Below are 12632 nucleotides of genomic sequence, written 5' to 3'. Positions count from 1 at the left end.
TGATATTCCGCCACGTTTTTTTAGGATTCTTTCATTTTTTGTTAATCTTCTCCATCCTAGAATTAGTTGGTTTTTCTGAATCATAGGTGATGTTTACAGAATCACCTACTTTTCCTGTTTTGGTAAAATATAAGTCATGCTCGTGCCTCGAGATTTCTTCTGTTTTTGTATACCCTTTTAAATCAATAATATAAGTGTATTTTACATGTATATTCTCTACAGTAGGTGAGAATTCATTATCAATCTTATTTGTCGAAATTTTGTCTATAACTGCAGTTGTGATAACACCATTTTTTATCAACCCTTCTTTTTTGGAATAGTTGTTAAATGCTAAAACCCCAATTGCGACTATTAAAACTGCTATTAATCCTAAAAACTTTTTATTCATAATCCTTTTCTTTTTTTTGTTATCTAAAAGGTCCAAAACTAACTCCTGGATCATTTTGAAAATGTGATACCACTGCCCAAAAAACAAAAGCCACTAGAAATAAACCAAAAATGGTGATAAAGACATTCTTTATTCTTGTTATCTTTTGTTGTTGTTTCATCTTTTGTCTAATTTCCATTAGAACTTCTTCAGAAACTGGCTCTACTTTAATTCCCTGACTTTTTTCATCAGATTCGCCACTGATATGACTAAACGCTTCTCTTGTAACTCTCCGATTATTATTCTTCATCGAAATGTTCATTCCTGAAATTGCACTCATACGTTTCAAGTTTTAAATTATATTTCAATGATCTTTTAGAATAACAACCAAATTGTTGCTATGATAGCAATCGAAAAAACTGCTATTATTTTGATAGTAGTTAATCGATTTTGTTTCTGAATCTTAGTTCTGATTTCTTGTAATGTTTCTTCAGAAACAGGCTCTACTTTGATTCCTTGACTTTTGGCATCTGTAGTTCCGTTTATGTGGCTAAAAGCATCTCTTTTATTTCTTCGATCATTAAATTTAATCGAAGCAACCATTGCTGCTATACTCATAATTAAACCGTATTTTAAAAGTTAAACAAATCCCATCTAGTCAATCACTCGCTACCCCAAAGAGAGCTCAAGACTTTCTGGGATTGACTTTTATGGGTCTAAAAATGTATTTGTAATAGTATTCATAAAGTTTTGTGGAGTTTTAATCTCCTCTTTCTTCCGCTTCGCGAAACTCATTCTCCTCCTTTTGAAGGAGGAGTGTTTTCCTGAATGTTATTTCAATTTTTTGTCAGATAACCCTAATCCTTTTGCTAGGTTAAAAAGATTATTAAACAGATCATTTTCGTCTTGATTTGTTGATTTCTGTTTAAGATCCATTAGAATATTAGCAATTGTAAGGTTTTTTATGTCTTCTGAAGAGACACCGTACTTAGTAGCAAATTCTTTTACTTTTTCTAAAAGATTCCCTTTTACATCGTCGCTTCCTAAGATGGCATCTTTTACATCTTTTACAGTATCAGAATGTTTTACCAATCTGTCAAATCCTTTTGCTTTGGTTACTTGTCCAATAATTTGATCAAAGAACATGGTTTCTCCACCAACAATATCAATATTAGCAGCTTTTAGGGCTTCTCCTATTACATCCGCCTGTGCGTATGCAATTTCTTTTTGGATATTGATTTCGGCTAAGTCTACTTGTAATTCTTTATCTAATCTTAATTTGAACTCTTCATGTTCTTTTCCAACACCATCAAGCTTCTTCATTGCTTCCGCTTTTTCTTCGATTCCGACTGCTTCTGCTAAAGCAATTTCTTTATCACCAATTGCTTTGGCAAGTGCTTTTTCTTTGATTACTTCGGCTTCTGCAACACCTTCTTCTTTTAAGGCTCCTGCTTTTGCAGAGATTCCTGCAGCTTCTGCTTTTGCTTTTTTCTCGATAATAGAAGCTTCTACAATTCCTTGACGTTCGTGAGCCTCTGCTTTTGCGTGCATTACCTGCGCTTCAGACATACCTATAGTAGCTTCTTCTTTTGCTTGTGCTTCTGCTAATGTTTTTCTTGCAGCAGCTTCTTTTTCACTTGCTTCTTTATGCGCTAATGCTTCGATATTGATTTCTTCCGCTTTTTGCTTAGCAGCTTCTTTTTGCGCTTCGGCAGCTTTGATAGTAGAAATTAATGCTTCTTCTGCATTTGCTTCAGCAATAGTGATTTTTACTTGTTTGTCACGATCAGCTGTTTTAAAAGCTTGAATATCCTTCATATTCTCTTGCTCTTCCACCACGCCTTTTTCTAAAGTAACACGATCGCGAATCACATCTTGGATGTTTTTCTTTTCAACTTCTACTACTTTTTCTTTTTCAATTTGAGCTAGGGTTACGATACGTTCACGCTCTGTAGCTTCTAGCATCCTGTCTTTTTCTACTCTTTCTGTTTCTACAGCATTGGTACGTTGCTTATTTTTCTCGGCTACTATGATCTGACGTTGCATATTTTCTTCAGCAACTTTTACTTTTTCTTCCGTAGAGATACGAGCTGTTTCAGATTTTAGTCTTTCTTCTTCAGATACTTTTAGTATTTCTGCTTCTTCACGTGCTTTGATATTCGAAATCTCACGTCTCTGTTGTTCTTCTTTTTCTGCTAATTGCTTATCTAATTCCAAAATTGCTTCACGTGCTTCTACATCTTGTTTACGAATAACTTTTTCCTCATCACGTTTGATAAGATTAGCTTTCATATTTTGAGCCGCGGTTAATTCAGTAATTTTTTTGATACCTTCTGCATCTAATATATTGTCCATTTTTAAAAATGAAACAGGTGTTTGCTCTAAGTAGTCAATTGCACAATCCTCAAGGGTGTATCCATTAAGATCTGTACCTATTATATTCACGATTTCATCTCTGAATTCACGTCTTGCCTCATATAACTCGGTGAATTGAAATTTCTTACCTACTGTTTTTAAGGCTTCTGAGAATTTAGCTTCAAATAATTCTTCTAAAGTTGATACTTCTGAAGCTCTTTCACAACCAATAGTCTGAGCTACTTTTTTAATAGAATCTATATCACTATTTACTCTAACGAAAAAAGCTACTTTAATATCGGCTCTCATATTGTCTTTACAGACTAATCCATCACCTCCTAAACGTTCGATTTGAATTTTCTTAACAGATATGTCCATGATTTCTACTCTGTGAAATACAGGAACGACATATAATCCTTTATCTGTTGCTACTTGTGTTCCTTTAAACCCAGTTCTTACAAGTGCTTGTCCTTGGGGGATTTTTTTGTAGAACATGGCGATGATCGCAAAGTATACAATGATTAAGAATAGAATCAAGCCTATCCCGATGCCAATAAATGGTAAAATGCTTGTCATAATAGTTTAGTGTTTATTAGTTGTTATTTATTTTCGATTTCTGTTAATTCTTTTATTTTTTTAATTCCTTTTGCATCTAATATGTTATTAGGGTTTAGAAATGCGATTGGTGTTTGTTTTATATATTCAATAACAAAATCATCAATTACATATCCATTAAGGTCTGTTCCTATTAGAAGCAAAATTTCATCTCTAAATTCTATTTGTTTATGATGTAGTTCTTCATATTCAAATTTAAAAGCAATGGTTTTTATCGCCTCAGAGAACTTAGTTTGAAATATGTCTTTTAGTTGATTTTCGTCAAATGTTCTTTCACAACCAATCATAGTTGAAACTTGTAAGATGCTATCTGATGTATTTTGTATTTTTAGATAAAAATTCATATTTATATCGGCCCTTAGAAAGTCTTTACAAATAATTCCCTCATTTTCTTTATGTTCAATGTTGATCTTCTTAATGGTAAGGTCTACATATTCTAACGTGTGAAAAACTGGTATTACAAATATTCCTTTATGTATTCCAATTTGCACACCTTTAAGCCCTGATCTAACTATTGCCTGCCCTTGTTTTGGTTTTTTATAAGATTTTAAAAAAATTATAAAATAAAATATAATCAGTATTATTATAAAACTGATTGCAATGCCCATAAATGAAATTAAGTGTTCCGGCATTACTAGTTTGTTTTAGTCGTTATATGATTGTACATAATAGAAATTTTTGTCGTTTGATTGTTTTATAATCAAAATTTCCTCACGATAATTTATTTCCTCTCCATTTAAAGACCTCACATAGATTGACATTGGATTGCCTTCTACAACCACTTCTGCCGAACCAAGTTTATCTTTAGATATGGTTGATTGTATGATTCCTCTTCTACCTAGTAAGTCAGTTGGCGCATCTCCGTCTTTATTAAGATTTTTGAAAAAACTTTTAAAAGGAGTAGTAAAAACCTTGGTAATGAACAAAGAAGGTATAATGGCTGCTAGAAAAAAGATGAACCCAATATCGTTATTATAACTATTTGTTAATGTTGTAGTTATTGTTGTACAGAGCCACCAGATAAATATCCAACATGTAAATGTGAACATAAATGGTAATCCAACAAAATTGAAATAAATCAGTAGGATTTGCCACCATTTTAGAGGTTTTCTTCTTTTACCAACAACATCTTCTTTATTGACTTCTGTATTAGAGATATCTTCAAAATCTAGGTTTCCTCCTTCAATATTGCTATCAGCATCCATATCCATATCAACATCTGCATCAATATCCACATCAACGTCTAGATCAAAATCAATTCCCGATATCATTGTGAATAACCAATACAAAATTAATAAGAGCATTAGTATGGTTAAAACCATATTCACCTGTGAAAATGCTATCTCTACTAGTTCGTTCAATGTTTTAGTCGTTTAGTTTGTTATTTTAAAATCATCTTGCAGAGGAAAAGAAAACGCATTATGTCTCTGAATCAATTTTTTATATTGAGTCACCCTGTGCAAGTTAGTGCCGTTAGTATTAAAAATGTTACCTGTTTTCAGGTTTTTTTTTTAAAATATTATGAATCTTTTATACCCAGTTTCTTTTTTAGCTTTGCTAAATCATCTTCTGCATTCGTTTCTGTAGCATTTGCAGCTTTATCGAGTTCATCATCAATAGACTTTGATGCATTTGCGATATCTCCATAGGCTTCTGCTAATGCTTCTTCCTGATTTACTTTATCTTTCATACGCTCTAACATAGAAACAGTACTAGAGCTATCTATTTCTGCCATTTGTTTATTTACATTTTTAGTGGCCGCAGAAACTTTTACTCTTGCTTTCAGTGTTTTAAGTTCATTTTCCCATTTGCTGATATTCTGTTTGATCTCTCCTACATTTTTTTCTAATTGAGATACAGAACCATCAAATTTTTCCGTTTCACCTTTTCCACGAGTTACGTGTTGTAGTGATTCTTCTTTTTTGATCAATGCTTCTTTTGCTAACCTGTCTGCTTCTGCAGCATCAAGATCACCACTTTGTGCTTTTTTTAGAATAAGCATTGCTTTCTGTTGATAATCTTCTGCTTTTACAGCAAATTCTTCAGTATCATTTTTGGATCTTATTGCTAGTGCTTTTACTTGCGCTAGGGCTTCCAGGCTTTTTTCGAGATCAATTTTCATATCACGGATCCCCTGTTCTGTCATTTTAATAGGGTCTTCCATTTTGTCGATAGCAGAATTTGCCTCAGCTTCACCTATTTTAAATAGTCTTTTGAAAAAGTTCATAGTATTAATATTTTGAAAAATTTATAATTTGTTGCGAGTATTCACTCAATAATAGCCCCAAAGAGTTTAGAGTTCCTTCTAACTCATTGAGATCTAAGTTTTCTAATTGTAGCGTATCTCTGAAGATTACTTTTTCCCCGGTTTCATCAAGAACAAATGCACCGTGAACGATATCTCTGTTTTTCTGAAGTAAACTACGATACACTAATTCATTTTTATTTTTGATATTAAAAATATGTTGTTCTATAATTAAAATTGGTAATGCTACACCAAGAATGAGATTTTTTATCCCTTCGTTCTCTTTACTGATCATTATAATTCCATCTTTTTTGTTTTCGTGAATTATGTTAAAATTAAGTTTCAGTAAATAATCTTTCACCAATTGGAAGTGGTCTTGCATGTGATGGTTGTTTTTTGATTGATTATTAGTAATTTATTTCTGTTTTCTGACACTATATCAATATTACAAAAAGTGAGATAACTTTTCTACTATATCGACAGCTAAATTGGCAATATACTCTGCTACTGCTATCATGGGTATGTTGTTTTTTAAGTTAATGAATTAGTTGTTTGCTAAAATTTTTAGTAAGACCGATGATTTTGCCCAAAATCAATGTACTTTATAAAAGTAATTCTACTAAAATTAGCATGTATTAAATATATTAGCTAATATTGTTAGTGTAAATGTACAATAAATTTTCATAATTGCAAATAAAATTAGCAAAAATGTCATTTTTCGGAAAAAATATAAAGAAAATCAGAAGTGTTAAAAGTTTAAGTCAGCAGGCGTTTGCTGAGCTTTTTGACCTGAAACGCGGTACTTTAGGGGCTTATGAAGAAGGTAGAAGTGAACCTAAAATAGATACCATTATTAAAATAGCTAATTATTTTAGCATTGAAATAGATAAATTACTAACTAGTGAGCTAACCGTAAATGAGCTTCTGAAGTTTAAAGGAGATCTTACTACTTATGCCCAAGATTTAAAGCGCGAGCAATTTGCATTAATTCCCTGTATTACAGAGAGTACGTTTAGCGAGTATATATCTTTATATGATAAGAGTAATTTTATAAAAGAATTGCCTACTATCCAATTACCGGTAAATCCATCTAAAGAATTTAGAGGGTATACTGTGCTAAATTTAGAAATGACCAATCATGATCAAGGATTTTATCCTAAGGATATTGTTGTTGGTGAGAAAGTACCTTCTGATGTCATCAAAAAATTAAATAATGGAACCTTGGTAGTTGCATTAACCGATACAAAATTAACTTTTAGAAGATTATATATTACTAAGAATGATGTTGTGCTGCGAGCAGACCATAAGAATATTGATGATGATGAGTATCCTATTTCTGAAATTAAAGAAATGTGGAGAGTTCGCTATGTGTTTTGTAAACGTATTCCTGAATTTGCAGATGGAATGGATGGTAAATTGCAAATGATCGAACAAGAATTACTTAGAATGAAAAAGAAGCTAGGCTAAGCATATTCATATATTCAATAAGTAATAAAGGAGCTATTCGCTCCTTTTTTTTGTTTCGTGTTTTAAAAGTGAATTAGACCCAATTAGTCTTTTTTTTAACCTTTTTGGACAGAATGGGTTATATGTGGAGGTCCAATGAATCTACATTTGTTCGATCATCAATCAAGAAACGAAAAGTTATGGGATTCAAAAAAGCACTATTTTTTATTTTACTCATAGTAGTGAAAACTATGAGCGGTCAGCACGAGATTACAGGAAATGTTACAGATCAAAACAAAGAACCTTTAGTTTTTGCTAATGTAATTTTATACACGGACAAAACTGATACAGCAATTTCTGCAATGGCTACTAGCGAAAAAGGGGTGTATTTTTTCGAAAGTGTTAAAGCAGGGACTTACCGAATCGAGGTATCAATGCTGGGTTATGAAACAAAGGTGTCTGAAATTTTTAGTTTTAACAACGATGTACAAGAGCTATCTATGAATTTTGTGTTACAATCAGAGCAGTTGGATGAAGTGTTAATTACGTATAAGAAACCAATTATTAAGCAAACTGCTGAGAAATTGATTGTAGATATCGAAAAATCCGAAATGATTAACACTAATTTACAAGATGTAATGAAAAAAGTTCCTGGAGTAATTGTGACTAATGGTAACTTGAATTACGGTGGGCAAGCAAACATACGGATACTAATTAATGGTAAAACAACAGATTATATGGATGTTTCCTCTTTATTGAGAGAAATGCCAGCGGATAATATTGCTAGAGTAGAGCTTATTCAGCAACCAGGAGCTGAATATGATGCGGAAGGTTCAGGTCCTATTATAAATATTATTTTAAAGAAAAATGTAAAATTAGGAACTCATGGAAGTGTAAAAACTACAATCGGTTATGTTGATGATGTTACTTACGGGACTAGCGCATCTGTTGCTAGTTATAAAAACAAACTCAACTGGCAAGCTAGTGGTGGTTACAATAGATCATCTTGGCGAGAAGATTTAATAATTTCTAGACAAGTATTGGATGAGACGTATAACCAAACATCAATTTCTCCATATGATCCAGAGACTTTTAGAATAAGTGGTGGCTTTGATTATTATATAAGTGATAAAAATACAGTTGGTTTAAACGCAAATAGAATTCAGTCGTTATCAGATCGAATCACAGAAAATAATACTACAATTATCGATGGCGCATCATCAACTGAGTTATTAACTGATAATAGTTATGACCGAGATAGAATTACATATACATTAAATCCTTATTACGAATATGACGATCAGAAAAATAAGGTAACATTAGATTTTAACTATATTGATTATACATTTGAAAATGAGAACAATCTATTTAAGGTCGAAGAAAGTGCTGTAGCTTATGATAATCAAAGGTATTTTCAGGATGCTGATTATGAAATTTTCACTTATCAAGGAGATTATAAGAGAACCCAAAACGATAATTTTAGTTGGGGAACAGGAGCAAAGTACTCACAGGTAAATTCTGATAGTGATTTGCAAGCTTTAGAAGAGAACGATCAGGGTGAGTTTATAAATAATGTAAATCAAAGTAATCGGTTCTTAATAGACGAACGTATTCTAGCGATTTACTCAAAATTTAATGCTAAATATAATAATTGGTCATTCTCGGGAGGGGTGCGTTGGGAAGAAAGTGATACTGAAGGTACTTCAGTTACACAAAACGAAACAAGATCAAGAAAAATTTCTAAATTATTTCCTAGCCTAAGTTTAGGGAGGGAAATAACAGAAGAGTTGGGTGTTAATATAGCTTATAGTTATCGAATCCAAAGACCCTCATATAGTTCTTTGAATTCCTTTGTATACTATTACGATCCATTTACTTTTGAAGAAGGAAACCCAAACTTAAAACCTGCTTTTACCAATAGTTTTCGTTTTAATTTAACCTATGATGATCAACCTTTTTTTAGTGTTAGTTATGGACAAACGAACGATGCATTATTCGAAATCATAACCCAGAATGATACTTCTGCAGAAACCTCTCGTTCGGTAATAAATCTTGCAGAAAACAACAATTTTAATGCTAGTTTATTTGGCCCATTAGATTTTATTAAAGGTTTAGATGGATATACAGGAATAATCGTGAATTATAATGAATATAAATCAGAGCGATTAACGGCAGTGTTGGATTTATCACAATGGAGTTTGACCTGGTATACAAGTGCGGAATATAAATTACCTTGGGGTATAAACTCTGAAATCTCTGGATATTATTCTACAGGTGGATTAGAAGGACAAATAGAATATAAATGGATAGCGGGAATTGATATTGCTGTAAGTAAGAAATTTATGAATGATCGCCTAAAGGTGAGCCTCGAATTTGAAGAAATTCTGAATAGAAAATTCTTAGGAACTATAAATTATGATAATGTAAATGCAACGATTGTAAATGATTGGCCAAGGCAAAATATTTTTCTTCAGTTGAATTATAATTTTGGATCTAAGTTTAGTAAAAACAAAAAGAGAAATAATGTTTCTGAAGAAGAACAGGATAGAATAGATGATAAAAACTAAAATAATAATATGAAAAATTTTGCAAAACAGTTTAGTGTCATTTTATTAATTGGTCAGCTAATTACCAGTTGTACTTCCATAAATAGTGATTCGATAGATAGTTATTTAGGGTTTGATATTCCAAAGGACTCTTTAGATACTTTTATTAAATCCAAAATGGATGAATATAAAATTCCTGGAATTTCTATTGCCATTATTAATGAAGGAGAAGTTGTTTATCATAAAACAGAAGGGTACGCTAACTTAGAAGAAAAATTACCAGTAACAAAACAAACTGTTTTCGAAGGCGCTTCTATATCAAAGCCCGTATTTGGTTTTTTTGTAATGACATTTGTAGAACAAGGAATTCTTGATCTAGATAAGCCATTATATGAATATATGGAGTATCCGGATATTGCTCATGATGAACGTTATAAAAAAATAACGGCACGAATGGCATTAAGTCATCAAACGGGTTTTCAGAATTGGAGAGAGGATGATGAGGATAATACATTGAAAATTCAATTCGAACCAGGAACTGATTATTTTTATTCTGGAGAAGGGTATCAATATGTAACACAGGTATTGAAACATATTTTAAATATAGATGATGCAGGTTTGGAAGCAGAATTTCAGAAAAGAGTAGGAAAACCAATTGGTTTGAATCATACAGTTTACATTCAGAATGATTATACCAGAAAATACAAGGCAGAACCTTATGATGAAGATAATAACTGGGTTGATTGGGAAAATAACTATTGGGTTAAGAAAGAGGATGGTGTCTTTTCTGCTCCTGCTTCTCTTCATTCAGAACCTATAGATTTTTCTAAATGGATGATAGCTGTGATGAATAATGATATATTATTAGCAGAAAGCTATGAAGAATTATTAAAACCTCATTCTAAAGTGCCTTATGATGATTTTGATGTTAGATATACGTTGGGTTTTACGAATATAAAAGTACCTTTTACGAATATTTATTGTCATGGAGGTAATAACATTGGGTTTACTAGCTGGTTTCTTTTAGATCCAGAAAAGGATTGGGGATACGTATTATTTACTAATTCTGAGTACGGAGAAGAATTAGGACAAGATATGCTTTTCTACTTATTGGCTGATCCTGGTAATGCAAAACTATATGTCGTCATAAGTATTTTCTCGATTTTACTTATTCTTGTGATAGTGTTTTTTGTAAAGTGGATCATCCGACGTATTAAAAAACGTAAAAATCAGAAGATTTAGAGTATGAATACTAAGCTAAACAAATCAGATTATATTATTATAAGTATCGTCTATGCCGTTACAGTTATCTTTAATTGTATTGATTATTATCGCTCGGATAATTTTCTTATCGAATATCTTATTGATATTCCGTTAGCGGTAATACTTTCTTTTCTTATAATATTAATTTTCATGTATTGGCTTATTCCAAGCTATATAGTAAAAGAAAAAAAGTATGGTCAGTTTGTGTTTTATGGACTTGTAGTAATGTGCTTTTTCGGAGCCATTGATTTTTTAGCTGGATATTGGACTGGTAATGGTGATTGGAGCAAATTCCCAAAATGGTATGATTTTTTACTCCAAAGTTTTTTTGGATTATCTGACGATGCTGGTTTTGTGTTTGGTATTTTACTTGCTAAAAAATTCTATGAAGGCCAAGCTCAGTTTTTTAATGTGCAAAAACAACAAAAGGAGAATGAGTTAAAGTTATTACGTTCACAGATAGATCCTCACTTTCTATTTAATAATCTAAATACATTAGATGCTTTAATTGATAGAGATACTACGAAAGCTAAAGAATATATTAACCGTTTGTCTCTTATTTACCGTTATTTAATAAGAACCAAAGATGCTGAGGTAATGGAGCTTTCTGAAGAAATCGCTTTTGCAGAAAACTATATTTTTTTAATGGAAACTAGATTTGGTGAAGATTATAATTTTCAGGTTAAAAAAGAAACATTACTTAAGAATAAATTTATCCCTACGGGATCAATACAAGCATTACTCGAAAATGTTGTAAAACACAATAAAGCTGAACAGGCGAAAAATATTAGTGTAGTAGTTGCTATAGAGGAAAATTGGTTGACTGTAATAAATACTAAAACTAAAATTCAATCGAGAGAAGAGTCTTTTGGAACTGGGTTAAAAAATTTAAAAGCGCGTTATAAATTATTATCTGATCAAGAAGTACACGTTATTAATACAGATTTAAAATTTAAAGTTTCTATTCCTATTGTTAAATTAAGTAATGAATCTTAAGGCTATGAATATTCTAATTCTGGAGGATGAAATTCCAGCATATCAAAAATTGTTATCACATTTAGATAATTTTTTTGGAGAACCTATTTTTCATGATTGGTCACGTTCTGTTGCCGATGGGCGCGCATTTCTGAATAATAATAAATATGATTTTATATTATCGGATATTCAGTTATTAGATGGTACATCGTTTGATTTATTCAACACTGTAAAGGTAGAGTGTCCTATAATCTTTTGTTCAGCACATGATGAATACTTATTTCAGGCCTTTAATACCAACGGTGTAGCTTATATTTTAAAACCTTATTCACAAGATGATTTTAAAAAAGCTTTAGAAAAGTACCAGTCCTTATTTAAACAAGGTATTTATAACCCATTAGACAGCACTACAATTATTGCGTTAAAATCAGCAATACAAGAGGAGCAGACTCAGTACAAAAAACGGTTTGTAATTAAACGAGCAAAGGGGATACAATTATTAAATGTTACTGACATAAGTCTGATTGCGGCATCTGGAGACTTTTGTATTGCTACAGATCTAAGTGGAAAAACACATCCTGTTTTAGAAAAAATTGGAGTGATACCGGAGCAGCTAAATCCCAAAAAATTCTTTAGAATTAATAGAAGTCAGATTCTTCATATTGAGTATATCGAAACGATCGAAAATCATTTTAAAAATAGATTATTGATAAAATTAAAAGGAGTAAAAGAGAAGGTTATGACAAGTTCCGCTGCTACATCGGAGTTTCGAAAATGGATAGAAGAGTAGTTTTTTGTTTGAAATTATAAATTTCTGCTA

The 12632-nt window shown here is 31.6% G+C and carries 13 protein-coding genes; 5 read left to right on the top strand and 8 right to left on the bottom strand.

Annotation, left to right across the window (positions count from 1 at the left end):
- Positions 1 to 31: 31 nt before the first annotated feature.
- From Q0921_RS09295 to Q0921_RS09260, 8 genes are all read right to left on the bottom strand, one after another.
- Entirely contained in the window at positions 32 to 388 is a 357-nt protein-coding gene (locus tag Q0921_RS09295) for a hypothetical protein (protein WP_299256057.1), read from the bottom strand.
- Between the two features lie 19 nt (positions 389 to 407).
- Positions 408 to 707, bottom strand: coding sequence for a hypothetical protein (locus tag Q0921_RS09290; protein ID WP_299256056.1), 300 nt, complete (start codon positions 705 to 707; stop codon positions 408 to 410).
- Between the two features lie 35 nt (positions 708 to 742).
- Positions 743 to 985: a hypothetical protein gene (locus Q0921_RS09285; RefSeq protein WP_299256055.1), complete on the bottom strand. Its 243-nt coding sequence runs from the start codon at positions 983 to 985 to the stop codon at positions 743 to 745.
- A 213-nt stretch (positions 986 to 1198) separates the two neighbouring features.
- Positions 1199 to 3298, bottom strand: coding sequence for a flotillin family protein (locus Q0921_RS09280; protein ID WP_299256054.1), 2100 nt, complete (start codon positions 3296 to 3298; stop codon positions 1199 to 1201).
- A 23-nt stretch (positions 3299 to 3321) separates the two neighbouring features.
- Positions 3322 to 3969: an SPFH domain-containing protein gene (locus Q0921_RS09275; RefSeq protein WP_299256052.1), complete on the bottom strand. Its 648-nt coding sequence runs from the start codon at positions 3967 to 3969 to the stop codon at positions 3322 to 3324.
- 12 nt (positions 3970 to 3981) lie between these two features.
- A complete protein-coding gene (locus tag Q0921_RS09270; RefSeq protein ID WP_299256148.1) occupies positions 3982 to 4641 on the bottom strand; it encodes a hypothetical protein in 660 nt (219 codons plus the stop codon).
- A 215-nt stretch (positions 4642 to 4856) separates the two neighbouring features.
- Entirely contained in the window at positions 4857 to 5564 is a 708-nt protein-coding gene (locus tag Q0921_RS09265; protein ID WP_299256050.1) for a PspA/IM30 family protein, read from the bottom strand.
- 4 nt (positions 5565 to 5568) lie between these two features.
- Positions 5569 to 5964 (bottom strand): molecular chaperone Tir, encoded by a 396-nt coding sequence (locus Q0921_RS09260; RefSeq protein ID WP_299256049.1) that lies wholly within the window; start codon positions 5962 to 5964, stop codon positions 5569 to 5571.
- 326 nt (positions 5965 to 6290) lie between these two features.
- Between Q0921_RS09260 and Q0921_RS09255 the strand changes: the two genes are divergently transcribed.
- The 5 genes from Q0921_RS09255 to Q0921_RS09235 all read left to right on the top strand — a co-directional run bounded on the left by Q0921_RS09255 (position 6291) and on the right by Q0921_RS09235 (position 12602).
- Positions 6291 to 7049, top strand: a complete 759-nt coding sequence (locus tag Q0921_RS09255) for a helix-turn-helix domain-containing protein (RefSeq protein ID WP_299256048.1) — start codon at positions 6291 to 6293, stop codon at positions 7047 to 7049.
- Between the two features lie 179 nt (positions 7050 to 7228).
- Positions 7229 to 9595, top strand: a complete 2367-nt coding sequence (locus Q0921_RS09250) for an outer membrane beta-barrel protein (protein WP_299256046.1) — start codon at positions 7229 to 7231, stop codon at positions 9593 to 9595.
- A 9-nt stretch (positions 9596 to 9604) separates the two neighbouring features.
- Complete coding sequence (locus Q0921_RS09245; protein ID WP_299256044.1) at positions 9605 to 10816, top strand: serine hydrolase; 1212 nt, start codon at positions 9605 to 9607, stop codon at positions 10814 to 10816.
- Between the two features lie 3 nt (positions 10817 to 10819).
- Positions 10820 to 11833 carry a sensor histidine kinase gene (locus tag Q0921_RS09240; RefSeq protein ID WP_299256042.1) on the top strand — a complete coding sequence of 338 codons (1014 nt, stop codon included), beginning with the start codon at positions 10820 to 10822 and terminating at the stop codon, positions 11831 to 11833.
- A gap of 4 nt (positions 11834 to 11837) precedes the next feature.
- On the top strand, positions 11838 to 12602 hold the full coding sequence (locus Q0921_RS09235; protein WP_299256041.1) for a LytTR family DNA-binding domain-containing protein: 765 nt from the start codon (positions 11838 to 11840) through the stop codon (positions 12600 to 12602).
- Positions 12603 to 12632 lie beyond the last annotated feature (30 nt).

Source organism: uncultured Aquimarina sp., assembly GCF_947496855.1.
Classification (GTDB): domain Bacteria; phylum Bacteroidota; class Bacteroidia; order Flavobacteriales; family Flavobacteriaceae; genus Aquimarina.
Note: the sequence above shows the minus strand (reverse complement) of the source record. Positions and strands in the feature narration are given on the sequence as shown.